Source organism: Paenibacillus plantarum, assembly GCF_013141695.1.
Taxonomy (GTDB): Bacteria; Bacillota; Bacilli; order Paenibacillales; family NBRC-103111; genus Paenibacillus_E; species Paenibacillus_E plantarum.
In genome coordinates this window covers 49,093-63,394 of sequence record NZ_WHNY01000060.1, presented here as the reverse complement: position 1 = coordinate 63,394, position 14,302 = coordinate 49,093, and the positions used below count along the sequence as shown (strand labels likewise).

Below are 14,302 nucleotides of genomic sequence, written 5' to 3'. Positions count from 1 at the left end.
AAATAAGACCGAATGACCATCTGTTACATAGATGGCTTCGGTCTGATACAAGGTAGAACCTATGGCAGAGCTAATTTCCCCAAGATCGTCGGTCGTTCTGCTCCCGTCGCCGCTGGAACGTTGTTCGGCTCTCCTTGGATGAATGCATTGCCAAGCAAAGCAAACAGAATCGCTTCCTTCGCATCTGCTGAAATACCAAGTTCATCTGACGTAAGAATGGCTTGCTCAGGCAATAAATCTGCCAGCATCAGAAGCAGCGTGCGATTATGCGCACCGCCTCCACTCACGATCACTTCCGCAATGCTACACTGTGGCAAAATGTATGCCTGATACCCGCGTGCAATCGTATGCGCGGTAAAAGCTGTCGCTGTCGCCACGATATCCTCGTGCAACAGCCCCTGCTCCAGAGCAGAAACCAGCCATGCCGAGGCATAGGTTTTCCCGAACATTTCACGGCCCGTCGTCTTCGGAGGCGGTTCCTGGAAATACGGATGTGCGAGCATGTCCGCTAGCAATCCGTTATGTACCTTGCCTTTGGCAGCCCAATCGCCATTGGCATCGTACGAAAGCTTCCCTTGGGATAGCTCATACACAACCTGATCCATCACCATATTCCCCGGGCCCGTATCAAAAGCGATCATACCGCCATCCGCACTAGCGGCCGGAAGAGCCGTGCAGTTGCCAATTCCGCCTATGTTTTGAAGGATTCGGCCCTTATCCGCATCTCTGAACATGAGATCGTCGCCATAAGGTACAAGCGGTGCGCCTTGCCCGCCAACAGCGATATCCGCTGTCCTGAAATCACCAACGACAGGTTTGCCTGTTCGTTTGGCAATGACGGACAAATCCCCGATTTGCAGCGTTGATTTGGGAAGAAAACGGTCCGATTCATCCGCTACCGGGATGTGCCAGATCGTCTGCCCATGCGTCGAAATCAGATCGATGTCGTCCATGCTTATGTTTGCTGCTTGGGCCGTTTGGATGACGGCATCTGCGAAACGCTCGGCTATGGCGAAGTTCATGCCACACACTTGCGCAACATCGGAATGCTCGATCGTGCATAAACGCTTAAGCTTTTCTCGCATCTCCTCATCAAAAGGAAGACTCTCAAAGTGAAGCAGCTTGATGTTCGTCTCTACGCTTCGCCCCTCTATGTGGACAATGGCAACATCAATGCCATCTAGGGAGGTGCCTGACATGAGCCCCGCTATGGTTAGGGAAGCTTTATTCAAAAGTGTACGCAACATGATAACTCATCTCCATTCTTTCATTTTTGCTGAAATAAGCTCAAACGGATTAGAAAGGGAACGTAGATGTCCTAAATTGGCCGAAATCGGACGAAACGATACCTAAGGGGAACGTAGAGGCACTATCGGGTCGATTTTCGTGCGTTATGACGGTTTTCAACAAAATAGGATACTGTAGTTCCCTCTCGATGACGATTTTATCTATTCCCTCCAAGATAGAGCATTCTAGTTCCCTGTCCATGGCCTGGGAGGCCTTATGGGTTAATACTTTTTATTTTCAACAAATCTATTGGGATTGAGAGAGTATGAGATTGTGCAGCCTTGGCCGAATTTGTAAAATGTGTTCCGTTCGACCGAAATGAACCCGATTGGTAAGAAAAATGACTTGCAGATCCTGCTCAGGCTCGAACAACAGGCTCGTCCCTGTAAAACCAGTATGTCCGAAGGAGTCTTCGGAGACATAGTCTCCGCTAAACAAGAAACTTCTCGGATTTCTAAGCAACCAACCCAGCCCCCGAAACTCTTGGTCATACGGTGTAAAATTACGGGATGACAACTCGATAGCTGCCTTGGAAATAATTCTTCGTCCCTTAAAAATGCCCTTCTGCCGGATCATTTCAGCATAATTCGCTACATCATGAATCGTCGAGAATAGTCCCGCATGACCGCTTATACCGTGCATGAGCTCTGCTTTTTCATCGTGAACAATGCCTGCCTTGTACGCTTGACGCTGTTCCGAAAACTCGGTAACCGCATAACGCGTTTCCACGAAGGTTGGGCAAAACCCCGTTTCCGCCATCTCCAGCGGTTCAAAAATCTCCCGTTTGAGGTAGGTGTCGAAGGCTTCACCAGTCACAGTTTCAATGATCAGATAGAGCAATATCAGGCCAATATCACTATAAACAACCTTAGTTCCAGGGGGATGCAACGGTCGTTCGTTTAAGATCAGATCTACCAGCTCATCCCGGGATAGATGCATCAGCCCTCTCATACCTGGGATATCTGCCCGAAGCCCTGAGGAATGTGTAAGTAGATGTACGATCCGAATAGGTTCTTCCTGAAAGAAGCGAAATTGCGGCAAAAAGCTACCAATCGGATCAGCCAAAGTAAGTTTCCCTTGATCCATCAATTGAAGCACAGCTGGCAGCGTTGCAACTACCTTGGTCAGTGAAGCCAAATCAAAAACCGTATCCACGCTCATCGGAGCAGCTTCTGGATACATGACACGGTTCCCATAGGCTTGCTTCACTACTTCTTTCCCTCTTTGAGCGATGTAAAGGACTGCGCCAGGTAGATGACCTGCGGCAATTTCTTGTTCGATGAAGTTGCTTATCTTAGCGATATCCCAATTGGACATAACGACTGTGCTCCTTCAGTTTTATTGCTTTGAATCCGGAAGTGAGCTAGTCGATAAAATCGACTTATAGACTCCAAAAACCACTACTGCTCCAGAGTTAGTCGGTTTCACCAACTATCTTCTCTCCAATTGACACTGTTGCGCCCGAGTTAGTCGGTTTCACCAACTATCTTCTCTCCAATTGACACTGCTGCGCTCGAATTAATCGGTTTCACCAACTATCTTCTCTCCAATTGACACTGCTGCGCTCGAATTAATCGGTTTCACCGACTATCTTCACTCCAATTTTCACTGCTGCTCCAGAGTTAGTCGGTTTCACCGACTAATTCCTTTTCAATTTCCATTGGCACACGTAAGTTAGTCGTCGGTTTCACACGATAAAATCGACTTACTAACCCCCACTAGCTTAATAGACCGAAATTCCCAAATTAATCCAATTGAAGCTACCATTAAATCTTATTTAGTCCTAAATAACCAAATTAAATCGACCAAAACAAGTCACATGCCAGATAAATGGTTAAATAATTCGGCAAAACCGGACTAATGGTCTTTCTACATACGTAATCCTCAATTTAAGTCGGAGAAATCGGACTAAACACAGCAGCCTCTGGAAAAAATCGACGTACAACTTCCATCACTGACCGCTCTTCCATCTCCAGCCCGCTGGGTAGTCAGAACCAAGCGACACCGGCAAACGCCCTTGTGGTGTCACCAGTCCGAGCAGCGCACGCGCTGTGCTATGCAGCGCCAGCGGCCGGCTTTCGTAAGCCGCGACGAACGTCGCGACGTCCGGGAACTCCAGCAGGTCGTACGGCACGCGCAGCGCGACAACGACCAGCGGCTTGCCGAGCGCTTGCAGCTCGCGCACCAGCGCGACCTGCGCAGGATGGAATCGGGCGTTGTACGTCCCGATGACGATCTGCTCCGCAGCCGCCGCTTCCGCGAGCACCGCTGCGCGGTGCTCGTTCACCTCCGCAAGCGGGAGCACGCGGTCGATCACGTCCAAGCCGTGCTCGGCCAGCGCAACTCCCAAGCTTGCGACGCCCGCATAGGCTTCGTCGACGCCCGACGAAACCGCCGCGGCCACGGTGACCGCGAGTGTCCGCACGCGCGGCAGCGGCAAGAGCTGCTGCTCGTCCTTGACGAGCGTGATGCTTGCCTCGCTGAGGCGAGTAGCAACCGCGCAATGCGCCGCGGTCCCGACCTCAAGAGCAGCCTCATCATGAGGCTGCTCCGCAATAACCCCGCGCCGCGCTTTCAGCGCCAGCAAGCGCCGTACCGAAGCGTCGATATGCGCTTCGGAAATACGCCCTTCGCGCACAGCTTGCTCGATCGCCGCAATGGCGCCGACCTGTAGATCTTGACGGTGGCTGATCAACACCAGATCAGCCCCTGCTTCAACTGCCATGACAGCAGCAGCAACCGTACCGTAATGCTCGGAGATCGCGTGCATCTCCATGCAATCTGTCATGATGACCCCGTCATAGCCAAGCTCCTCACGAAGCAGTCCCGTGAGAACTGTTTTCGAAAGTGTAACCGGCAGTTTCTTAGACTCTAAAGCTGGGAAATAAATATGCGAAGACATAATCGCATCTACTCCACCTTCAATCGCTTCTACAAATGGTACCAACTCCACCGAACGAATTCGCTCTTCATCATGTGTAATCGTTGGCAAATCCAGATGGGAATCGGTATTCGTATCCCCATGACCAGGAAAATGTTTAGCGGTTGCCACAACGTTCGCATCTTGGAAGCCCCGTATAGCCTCTCGGCCATACTGAGCGACTTTCTCCGGTGATTCGCCGAATGAGCGCACGCCAATAACCGGATTATCCGGGTTGTTGTTCACATCCAGATCCGGTGCAAAGTTCAGATTGATACCGAGCGAACGCAGTTCCTTGCCCGAAATAAAGGAAGCTTCATACACGCCTTCTGGACCTGCATCTCCGGCAGCTAGCGCCATTAACCCTGGCATGAGAGCGACCCCCTCGGTAATGCGGGCTACCATGCCGCCCTCTTGATCGATGGAAATCCAGAGCGGCAACGTTCCGTTACGCTCCGCAATTTCCTGCAGACGGCCGGATAACGCAGCAATCTGCTTGGTATTCTGTACATTCCGTGCAAAATAAATAACACCGCCGATGCGCTGTTCCGCGATTAGCGTTTCCAGCGATGCTGACGGTTCCGTACCTTCAAATCCGCAAAGAATCATCTGTCCGATTTTCTCCTGCAGCGACATCTCATGAATTTCTCTCATCTTTACTACCATCCTCGTCCCATAATCACTGCAAACGGTTCAGCGCCATGAGCGCAGCACCGCTAGCGGCATCTCTCTTCGGTGTTATACAGGTCATAGCTGGATAACGTTCTTTGAGCCCATTAATAAAAGCTGTTTGTATAAAGCTATTCTTAAGCAGCGCACTACCAGCCATCGCAAGATCGCCTTCTTGCATCGAAAGTTTTTCCGCAACGGGTACAACCAGTTCGAGCAAAGAACGGGCACTTTTGTCGGCGATAGCCAGTGCCGCTTCATCCCCAAGCTCGCATGCTAGGGATAAAATAGGTGCAAGCGCAGCGATATCTTTCTTATTAGTCTGCTTGTCATAGACAAACCCGATGATTTGCCCAATCGTTGTCATACGTAATTGCTCAAACACCATTCCTGTAATGACCGTCGCAGGCACCCGTCCATCATGAGCCCGCACAACGACAGAAAGCAGATCTCTCCCTATACTGTAGCCACTGCCCTCATCATCAATCAGGTAGCCGTAGCCGCCAGCGCGGTGCGTGTCACCAGCTTCATTTTTGCCATAACAAATTGAACCTGTCCCTGCGATCAGTATAATCCCGAGTTCCTTGTTATGGGCACCGCAAAGGGCAGTATCTTGATCACCGGTTATGAACAAAGGTCCCTCATACCCACTAGCCCGAACACTGGATTCCAAACGGGTCGTAACTGTTGGATTACTCACGCCAGCCGCCCCAATGCACACTTGCGCGCAATGTTGAAGTCCACCGCATACACGATCAATTTCCCGAAAAATCTCCGCTAGACTAGCTTGCACACTCGCCTCATCCTGGCCATTATAGTTAATAGCCCCCGATGTAAAGGTGTGAACCTCGAGACCGTTCTCATCGACGATGGTTACTGCGGTTTTCGTACCTCCGCCATCAAGTCCCACTGCATATCTCTTCATATATGAACTCACCTCCTAATGCCTCTAGTGCTCTCTAATACAGATGATAGGGCTGCTTTCTGCGAGCAAATTCACGGCTCTCCTCACGGAATTGTTCCAGCATAGCCGGAACGTTAACCCCAGTCTCACGATAGTGGCTACCGCCACCAAGTAAATCAATGAATGGTCGTGAACCCTCTTTAAATGGTGGTAAAAATGAAAATTGCTCATAATTGTTCTGAATCGTGTACATCAACGTAACACCTATATCGATGGGGCGAACCGCACGGTTGTCGAGGACGTGAATTTGCACGCCTGCGCATTGTTCCCCCTGGAACTTAGAAAAAGTCGGTTTAAAATAGACAGGTCGGAACACGACGCCTGGCAGCTTTTTCCCATTCATTCCATCCGCTAACTGCTGTGCATCAATGAACGGAGCACCTACGATCTCAAACGGGACTGTCGTTCCTCTGCCTTCCGATAGGTTCGTTCCTTCTATAATACAAGTGCCGGGATACAGCACCGCTGTCTCAAATCGAGGAATGCCAATCGAAGGCATGATCCAAGGACGTCCTGTGTCCGAGAACAGCATGTTTCGCTCCCAACCTTCACAGCGTACAACATGCAGCTTGCCATGCCACCCCTTTTCATCGTTCGCCATCATAGCGACCTCTCCCGGCGTCAGTCCGTAGCGTACACTGAGCGGATAGTTGCCGACAAAGGATTCGAAGCCGCTTTTGAGCACATTGCCTTCTACCGTTACCCCATCAAGCGGATTAATGCGGTCCAGAACGACAAATTCTTTGCCCGCCAGCGCACAATCTTCCAACGCATAAAGCATTGTATACAGGAAAGTATAGTAACGGGTCCCTACGTCTTGAATATCGTAGACGATGATATCGACCTCATCCAACATTTCCTGTGTCAGACGTTTGGAATCTTTCCGATACAAGCTATAGACGGGAACTCCCGTCAACGGGTCCAAATATGTGTCAACCAGCGCACCTGCTGCTAGATCTCCACGAACCCCGTGTTCTGGCGAAAACAAAGCGACCAGATTGAACTTCTCATGAAAGATTTGTATCGTCGATACGAAATCCTTGTTTAATCCAGTAGGTGCTGTAATCAGCCCTACACGTTTACCTTTGAACAAGTGATCATACCGTTCTATACAATCGATACCATTTAAGATCATCGCTGCCTCCCCAAACTCGCCTTGATTTTAAAAAATGACTGCAACAAGCTCAAGCCTCGTTACAGTCATTTGGTATTTTTTTATGATTTAGTTTTATAATTCAATTTTATAATTCCGATTGACGAATACGCATTGTTTCTTCAGGAACCATGAACGTCTGCGCATATTCTTTTCTCGCTTCAAGACCGCGTACACGCATCAAATGCTTGTAGTATTCCAAGTATTGGAACGATTTACTGCCTGTTACGAACCAATGGGTCGAAACAGCCTTCACCCAGAGATCAAACGCCTCTTTCGGGAAATCGACATAGACGTAAGGAACGTAGTCAACGGCATCCTCCCAGTTCTCTGCGTAATACAATTTAGCTGCAAAGTGCGCAGGGTTCTCTCTCTCAAACGAGGCTAGCCCCGCGAAAAAGCGCGCATCATTCACAATACGGTGAGTCGTCATATGATCCTTATGCATGCTGTTTTTAAAATGAGTAATAATTACGTTCGGCTTCACTTCGCGAATCACATCGCATACGCGATAGCGCATTTCTTCGTTATCTTGCAGTTCACCGTCGGGAATGTCAAAAACGATGGAATCCCCGCCTAACATCTCGGCAAAGGTTTTAGCCTCATTCACTTTTTGTGCACGATATTCCTTCATGTCTTGTCCTGCAGGAACGCCACGTTCCCCAGCAGTTAACGCTAAAGTAACAATTCGATCACCCTTCAGAGAGTGGTGGGCTAATACACCGCCTGCCGTTAGTTCCGCATCTCCGACGTGACCTCCGATAGCTAGAATGGTCATTTTTGGCTCGCTCATTATGCAAACTCCCTTCTCATGACAGCAAATAGTTTCACAGTTTGAAAACCTGCTCGTTCATAAATCCGGATGGCTGGGTTCGATATACCTGTAAATAGCGACATGTATTCGGTCCCCGTTTCTTGAAACGCTTCACATAGCTTGTAAAATAAAAGACTGCCTAAACCATGACCCTCGTGCTCAGGAAGCACACCGATACCGGCAAAATAACCTCGTCCATTCGCTTGTCGAATGACCGGACCTGCGAAGCCAATAGTCTTGCCTTGATAGGCAGCGATGACAACGGGCACGCCATTTGCCGTGGATGCGCCGATCTCCTTTTGCCATAATGAATTCCCAAAGCCCTCCAGCATGTCTTCCACACCAACGTGCTTACCCGGATCAAACAATTCGATTGTGTACCCTTGGGCGCTCGCTTTGGTTTCTTTCACGCTATATTCCTCTGGCATCGCATACGCTGACAAATGGAGATACATGGCGCATTGCTTCGCACGCTCGACATAGCCTGCGCCGAGCAAAAACGTATATAACTTACTATCCACTGGTACACCTGGGGCATTATTGTGCTCATGCTGAGGAGTATCTGGGATGTACCATGGCAATAACATCGGATTGAAAAAGAGGATATCGGCTTGCTTTTTACCCAACTGGTTAAAGCGGTTTTCCAAAGCACTTAATAGCATTAAATAGTTATCATCGGTGTCAAAACCGTTCGCTAACACGTTACAGGTGATATATCCAGCCACATCGCCAAGCGGAAGATCTTCCCCTGTACATCCACAGGCAAAACCGATGACCTTATCATTGGCTAGAAGAAGAAACGTGCTGTCCTTATCAAAGTAACGATTTTCCGCAAAGATCTCATCAAAGCTTTGTTCTGTAAGCTCCTTATAGCCATCCTTCACCGCGGCATCATTCCATAACGCGATGACATCGTGCCGATAGGAAGCATCCCATGTTACCAGCATGCTGCAGCAGCCTCCTTTTAACCCGAGATTAACCCTTCACCGCACCTACCGTTACGCCTTCCAAGAAGTACTTCTGTAGGCTAAAGAACAGAACAAACATAGGTAATGCTGAGATTGTTGCTCCAGCCATCATTGGCGCGATATAGGTTGTATTGGCAAAACGGAAGTTTTTGAGACCAACCTGAATCGTCTGCATTTCCATCGTATTCGTAACGAGAAGCGGCCAGAAGAACGTGTTCCAGCTATCCATAAAGGTCAGAATCGCCATAACTGCCATAACCGTTTTGGATAGTGGCAAAATGATACGAACATAAATTTGGAATTGGCTGCAGCCTTCAATTTTGGCACTTTCCATAATCTCGTTCGGGATACTGCTCATGAATTGCTTCGCCAAGAAAATGTTATACACGGTTACTAGCCCCGGCATAATTAACGCACTGTACGTATCTTGCAAATTAAATACATTCACAACCAGAATGTACAACGGAACTTGTGTCACTTGATAAGGAATCATCATGGACATCAGCAACAGTCCGAACAGGAAGCCTCTACCCTTGAAGCGAAGCTTCGAGAAGGCATACCCCGCCATACTGGCAAAAATCACATTCGAGACCGTTACCGTTGCAGCCACGATGAGTGAATTCAATAACCACCGATAGGAGTACTCACTGTAGTCAAAGAAAAACTTAAAGGAAGCAAAGGAAACTTTGGTTGGGAAAATGGAATAACTCACCGCACCAGCTTCTACAGGATCCCCGAGTGCAGAAATGAACATAAAGTAAATCGGGAAAATCGTCGCCAGAGCAAAAAGAAGAAGGGCGATAAAAATGATGGAGTTACGCATTGTTTTGACTTTTGGATTGCCTGCATGATTGCTATATAAAGACATTTATTATCTCCCCTTTCTTAATACTCGACGTCTTTGCCCGCATATTTAAATTGAATAACCGATATTACTGCTATGATGACGGCTAGAATCAGAGATTGTGCCGCTGCTTTGCCAAATTCAAAATACGTAAATGCATTGTTGAAGATGAGTAACCCCACCATCGTCGTTGCATTGTTAGGTCCACCACCTGTCATCAGGTAAGCGTTCTGGAACACCTGGAAGGAACCGATCACACCAGTTACTAGCAGGAATAAGGTTGCTGGTTTAAGACTAGGAACGACGATGTGCCAAAGTTTTTGGAGAAAATTCGCTCCATCGATCTCAGCAGCTTCATAATACGTATCATCAATTCCGAGCAAGCCGGCCAAATAAATAATAATGCTGGTACCATGACTGGACATCCAAGACATTAATACCAATGAAAACATAGCTGTTTTACTCGATCCCAGCCAGTTCTGATTCTCAAAACCAAAGAAATGAATAAGTTGATTCAGAATTCCACCCTCTAAAGGATCGAAAATCCATAACCAAACAACGGATAAAGCAACACCTGAAGCTACAACGGGTAAATAGTAAATACCTTTAAAAAAGGACTGTGTTTTCTTTCTAAGCGGCAGAATCAATACTGCAATCGCCATCGAGAGAAACAAGTTAACTGGTACAGTCAATACCGTATACACAAGCGTATTCTTCATGGCTTGCCAGAACAGGCCATCTTTCAATGAGCTTACATAGTTATCAAAGCCGACATAGGTGGAGCCTAATGGTTTGTACTTTTGCAAACTAATGATGAACGCGCTTACGACCGGGTAGGCTGTGAACATGGCAAACACAAGCAAGGACACTGCAATAAAGATATATCCCCAGGTGCCATCTCCTTTAATTCCTTTTCGTTTTATCGACTTAGCTACAGCCATACAATCCAACCCTCTTTTCGAACTTGCTTAAAATGATTCGGATAGTCGTGCAATGTTCTGCCCGACTATCCGAGGTTTATACGCTATTCTTAGTCTTTAACGATTCCGTCTGCACCGAAGGCAGCAATGGCAGCAGCTTTAACAGCTTCATACATCGCTTCAGGTGTAACTTCACCTGCGATTAGACCTTGGAATTTAGGAACGATCACTTCTGTTTCTAACTTAATCGCTTTTGCAGACAAGTCAGATGGAATGTCGGAGCGAGCTGGTGTTGCATTTTTAAGCATATTGTCTACAGCTGCAACGTTGTCAGGGTTTCTGTCAATTTTCATGTTAGCTGCTTCTTTTTTAGCGCTTTGTGTAATGTGTGCGGCGAACAAATCGTTGTTCGTTGTTGCTGCAACCTTACCGCTAGCTAGGAAGTAAGCGGCTTTTACGACGTTTGCTTTGTGTTCTGCAGTTGGTTCTTTCTTACCACGGAACGTCATGTAACCATCAACAACTGTAGCAGCCGAAGGTTTCGCACCTTGGAACGTTGGCGCTGGCAATACGATGTAGTCAACTGGGATACTGTCTTTTACTGCGGAACCGTCAGCAGCTTTAATCTTCGCATTATTCGTTTTTGCAGAGTTCTCAAATGTCGCAAGACCTTTACCTGTGATCATCGTTTGTCCTGTTAAGAACATGTTCCAACGTTTACCTGCATCTACAGAGCTAAGCTCTTTCGGCATGGAACCATCGTCGATCAATGCACGAAGATCTTTCAGCAAGCCTAAGTAGTTTTTGCTAGTATACGCATATTTCAAGTCTTTATTAAACGCATGCGGCATGCCTGCATTTTTGGCCATAATTCCTAGGTAATCCACAGCGGCTACGCCTTTTACTGCGAATACGAAGCCATATCTTGTTTTACCATTCTCAGTAACTACGCCTTTTTTGATTGCTTGACGGAATTCATCATACGTCCAACCGTTTGTTTGTACTTTTTTCCAATCAATGCCGGCCTTCTCTAAGAAATCTTTGTTACCGCCAAGTGCATGAACTTCCATATAAGCTGGGAAGCCGTACAAGCCTTTGCCGTTCTTCATATATTCAAGTGGTGCTTTATCGTAATCACTAATCATTTCAGGCGTTGCTGTACTCGTAATATCCATCAACAAACCTTGCTCGATGTACTTCGGAATACCGTCAGAACCACCAAAAGCGATATCCGGCGGGCTACCTGCATTCACTTGTGTATCTAGCTTTTGTTTCACATCTTCCCAGCTAGCTGGTTCGATTTTCAACGTAAGATTCGGATATAGCGCCGTGAAATCTTTGGAAATTTGTTCGAAATTTTTCTGATAGTTCGGTGAAACCGGAGGAAGCAAAGCTGTGATCGTGTCTTTCGCAGTACTGGCCGTAGCTGCAGGAGCTGTTGAACCTGCTGGTGTAGTCGTTTCTTTCGTACCAGAATTACTACCACAAGCTGTTAGAGCCATTGTTAAAGCTACGACAGAAGCTAATACGGGCATTTTTCTTTTCATGAAAAACAAACCTCCTAGGTTAGGGATCCTTGATTGTAGCTCAAGTCTCTCCTTTTTTGTTTTAAAATGATCAAACCACTTTTTGAAAGGTACGTATGGCTCTCTTCAAACTACCCTCACACTGCTCTAACGCGTCGATCGCTTCCTTCACTTCCATGCCGGTTTTAATCATCATAATGGCAAGTTTACAGTTCATGGACGCTTTCTCAAGATGAGCAATCGCTGTGGATTCATCCACCCCAGTCGCAATCCGAATAATGCGAACGGAACGATCGTACAACTTGATGTTACTAGCCTTCATGTCAACCATGAGATTGTTATACGTCTTTCCAAGCTTAACCATTGTTCCCGTAGTCAGCATGTTAAGGACCAGCTTCTGTGCTGTACCCGCCTTCAGACGAGTAGATCCCATAATCACTTCCGGCCCAACCACTGGCGCGATGCATACATCCGTTACAGCTACCAATTTGGAATTCTTGTTATTCACAACACCAATCGTTGCAGCACCAATTTCTTTCGCTTTCTTCAAGCAAGCAATAACGAATTGTGCACTTCCGCTGGCCGTAATCCCAATTACCGCATCCTTCGCTGTTACTCCGCATCGTTCAATGAGGGCGACCCCCTCCTCAGCGTTGTCTTCAAAACCTTCCACTGCTGTTCGTAGTGCTCCATCGCCACCGGCGATATGACCTTGCACCAACATTGGATCAATACCAAAGGTTGGAGGACATTCAGAGGCGTCAAGCACACCGAGTCTGCCAGAAGAACCAGCTCCTACGTAGAGCATCCTGCCACCGTTTCTGAGAACTTGATGCAAGATATCAACCGCTTTCACGATCTGCGGTATCTCGGCTCCGACTGCTGCTGGAACCAATGCATCCTGTTCATTCATCATCCGGAGCATTTGCTCTGTTGAACATTCGTCAATTGTCTGTGTCTTCTCATTAATCTCTTCCGTAGTTAAACCCGATAGATACTCATCCATAGCTGCTGTCCTCCTGCCTGCTGTACTCTTTACCACAATAGAAAGTATAAGTTTTCGGTTCCCGAAAACGTCTTTCTATTTGGCGATAAAACTATCATCTAAACTCGGTCGCTCATCTTCGAATGACCTCGATAGAAGTTTTCTCACTGGTCTAATATTAACGAAAAATTTCACATTGGTCAATACTTTTTGAAATTTTATTTTATTCTAAAATAAATAATTGAATTTTTATTTCTTAATTTTCGACAAAAAAACGACGTCTGCCAAGACATCGTTAGTGTGTTCGATTCGCTTATTTTCTATGCTTACTGCTGGCAATAATGTCGTGTGTTTTGGACAAATACTTCTTCACATGCTTATATTCGCTGCTCGCTACCCCTGCAAAAAGAATATCAATTACCGTCAACATCGCAATGCGCGAGCCCATAGCTCCGCTTCGAATCGTGATCTCAGGTGTCGAAATACTAAGCACGATATTCGCATTATCCGCTAAGGCGCTTTTATTATATTTGGTAATGGCAATGATCGTGGCGCCATTCTTCTTGGCGATTTCTAGCGTATCTAGGATTTCAATCGTGCTGCCCGAATTGGAAATGAAGATCGCAACGTCACCTTTTCCAAGCAACGTGGCTGCCGTTAGTTGACTATGGCCATCCGTGTAGGTGTGGCACATCTTGTTGATGCGTGAGAATTTCTGCTCCGCATCCATCCCAACTAGACCGGAGGCACCGATCCCGAAGAAAACAATGCGATTGCAAGCCACTAACACTTTGACTGCGCGGGCAATTTCATTGCGATCAATAACGCTCAGTGTATCTTCAATGGATTTGCTATTATTATGCGAAATGTTAGAGATAATTGTTGAGAGATCATCACCTGGTTGGATATCGGTGTATTGGTCCTTCTGCTCCTCATCCATCGACCCCAGCGAAGCTGAAATACTAACGATAAAGTTGCGATATCCCTTATATCCCATCGTTTTGCAGAAGCGCAATACAGAAGCATCACTTGTTTTCGTAGATTGAGCGAGACTCTTAATCGAGAGATGCGGGATCTCGTCCACATTGTCTAATATATACTCAGCTACTAACTTCTCCACGGGAGTTAGGCTGTCTTTCATATCGCGAATTTTGATCAAAATATTATCATTTATTGACATATAGTTTCCCTACTCACCATAGATTATCCGAGCTGAAATCACCTTCATCATACGGATAATTAGGCGAAAACA

At 47.0% G+C, this 14,302-nt stretch carries 12 protein-coding genes; all 12 read right to left on the bottom strand.

The window, feature by feature from the left end; translation table 11 throughout:
• Positions 1 to 59 precede the first annotated feature (59 nt).
• The 12 genes from GC096_RS18510 to GC096_RS18455 all read right to left on the bottom strand — a co-directional run bounded on the left by GC096_RS18510 (position 60) and on the right by GC096_RS18455 (position 14,230).
• Positions 60 to 1,247 (bottom strand): anhydro-N-acetylmuramic acid kinase, encoded by a 1,188-nt coding sequence (locus tag GC096_RS18510; RefSeq protein ID WP_171632228.1) that lies wholly within the window; start codon positions 1,245 to 1,247, stop codon positions 60 to 62.
• A 286-nt stretch (positions 1,248 to 1,533) separates the two neighbouring features.
• Positions 1,534 to 2,604: a serine hydrolase domain-containing protein gene (locus GC096_RS18505; RefSeq protein WP_171632226.1), complete on the bottom strand. Its 1,071-nt coding sequence runs from the start codon at positions 2,602 to 2,604 to the stop codon at positions 1,534 to 1,536.
• Between the two features lie 634 nt (positions 2,605 to 3,238).
• Positions 3,239 to 4,861, bottom strand: coding sequence for a beta-N-acetylhexosaminidase (nagZ, locus tag GC096_RS18500; protein ID WP_171632225.1), 1,623 nt, complete (start codon positions 4,859 to 4,861; stop codon positions 3,239 to 3,241).
• 25 nt (positions 4,862 to 4,886) lie between these two features.
• Positions 4,887 to 5,801, bottom strand: a complete 915-nt coding sequence (locus GC096_RS18495; protein ID WP_171632223.1) for an N-acetylglucosamine kinase — start codon at positions 5,799 to 5,801, stop codon at positions 4,887 to 4,889.
• Positions 5,802 to 5,835: 34 nt separating this feature from the next.
• Entirely contained in the window at positions 5,836 to 6,975 is a 1,140-nt protein-coding gene (locus tag GC096_RS18490) for an exo-beta-N-acetylmuramidase NamZ family protein (protein WP_171632222.1), read from the bottom strand.
• Between the two features lie 106 nt (positions 6,976 to 7,081).
• Positions 7,082 to 7,786, bottom strand: coding sequence for a PIG-L deacetylase family protein (locus tag GC096_RS18485; RefSeq protein WP_171632220.1), 705 nt, complete (start codon positions 7,784 to 7,786; stop codon positions 7,082 to 7,084).
• Positions 7,786 to 8,754 carry a GNAT family N-acetyltransferase gene (locus GC096_RS18480; RefSeq protein WP_171632219.1) on the bottom strand — a complete coding sequence of 323 codons (969 nt, stop codon included), beginning with the start codon at positions 8,752 to 8,754 and terminating at the stop codon, positions 7,786 to 7,788. The genes GC096_RS18485 and GC096_RS18480 overlap by 1 nt, the downstream gene beginning before the upstream one ends.
• A gap of 28 nt (positions 8,755 to 8,782) precedes the next feature.
• Entirely contained in the window at positions 8,783 to 9,643 is an 861-nt protein-coding gene (locus GC096_RS18475) for a carbohydrate ABC transporter permease (protein ID WP_171632217.1), read from the bottom strand.
• A 17-nt stretch (positions 9,644 to 9,660) separates the two neighbouring features.
• Positions 9,661 to 10,560 carry a carbohydrate ABC transporter permease gene (locus GC096_RS18470; RefSeq protein ID WP_171632215.1) on the bottom strand — a complete coding sequence of 300 codons (900 nt, stop codon included), beginning with the start codon at positions 10,558 to 10,560 and terminating at the stop codon, positions 9,661 to 9,663.
• Between the two features lie 89 nt (positions 10,561 to 10,649).
• Complete coding sequence (locus tag GC096_RS18465) at positions 10,650 to 12,086, bottom strand: ABC transporter substrate-binding protein (RefSeq protein ID WP_171632214.1); 1,437 nt, start codon at positions 12,084 to 12,086, stop codon at positions 10,650 to 10,652.
• A 70-nt stretch (positions 12,087 to 12,156) separates the two neighbouring features.
• The gene (murQ, locus tag GC096_RS18460; protein WP_171632212.1) at positions 12,157 to 13,071 is read right to left on the bottom strand and encodes an N-acetylmuramic acid 6-phosphate etherase; all 915 of its coding nucleotides are present in this window, start codon (positions 13,069 to 13,071) and stop codon (positions 12,157 to 12,159) included.
• 292 nt (positions 13,072 to 13,363) lie between these two features.
• Entirely contained in the window at positions 13,364 to 14,230 is an 867-nt protein-coding gene (locus GC096_RS18455) for a MurR/RpiR family transcriptional regulator (RefSeq protein WP_171632211.1), read from the bottom strand.
• Positions 14,231 to 14,302: the final 72 nt, after the last annotated feature.

Coding starts and splice junctions, on each gene's coding strand:
- GC096_RS18510 (WP_171632228.1), bottom strand. CDS start 1,247: ATGTTGCGTACACTTTTGAATAAAGCTTCCCTAACCATAGCGGGGCTC.
- GC096_RS18505 (WP_171632226.1), bottom strand. CDS start 2,604: ATGTCCAATTGGGATATCGCTAAGATAAGCAACTTCATCGAACAAGAA.
- nagZ (WP_171632225.1), bottom strand. CDS start 4,861: ATGAGAGAAATTCATGAGATGTCGCTGCAGGAGAAAATCGGACAGATG.
- GC096_RS18495 (WP_171632223.1), bottom strand. CDS start 5,801: ATGAAGAGATATGCAGTGGGACTTGATGGCGGAGGTACGAAAACCGCA.
- GC096_RS18490 (WP_171632222.1), bottom strand. CDS start 6,975: ATGATCTTAAATGGTATCGATTGTATAGAACGGTATGATCACTTGTTC.
- GC096_RS18485 (WP_171632220.1), bottom strand. CDS start 7,786: ATGAGCGAGCCAAAAATGACCATTCTAGCTATCGGAGGTCACGTCGGA.
- GC096_RS18480 (WP_171632219.1), bottom strand. CDS start 8,754: ATGCTGGTAACATGGGATGCTTCCTATCGGCACGATGTCATCGCGTTA.
- GC096_RS18475 (WP_171632217.1), bottom strand. CDS start 9,643: ATGTCTTTATATAGCAATCATGCAGGCAATCCAAAAGTCAAAACAATG.
- GC096_RS18470 (WP_171632215.1), bottom strand. CDS start 10,560: ATGGCTGTAGCTAAGTCGATAAAACGAAAAGGAATTAAAGGAGATGGC.
- GC096_RS18465 (WP_171632214.1), bottom strand. CDS start 12,086: ATGAAAAGAAAAATGCCCGTATTAGCTTCTGTCGTAGCTTTAACAATG.
- murQ (WP_171632212.1), bottom strand. CDS start 13,071: ATGGATGAGTATCTATCGGGTTTAACTACGGAAGAGATTAATGAGAAG.
- GC096_RS18455 (WP_171632211.1), bottom strand. CDS start 14,230: ATGTCAATAAATGATAATATTTTGATCAAAATTCGCGATATGAAAGAC.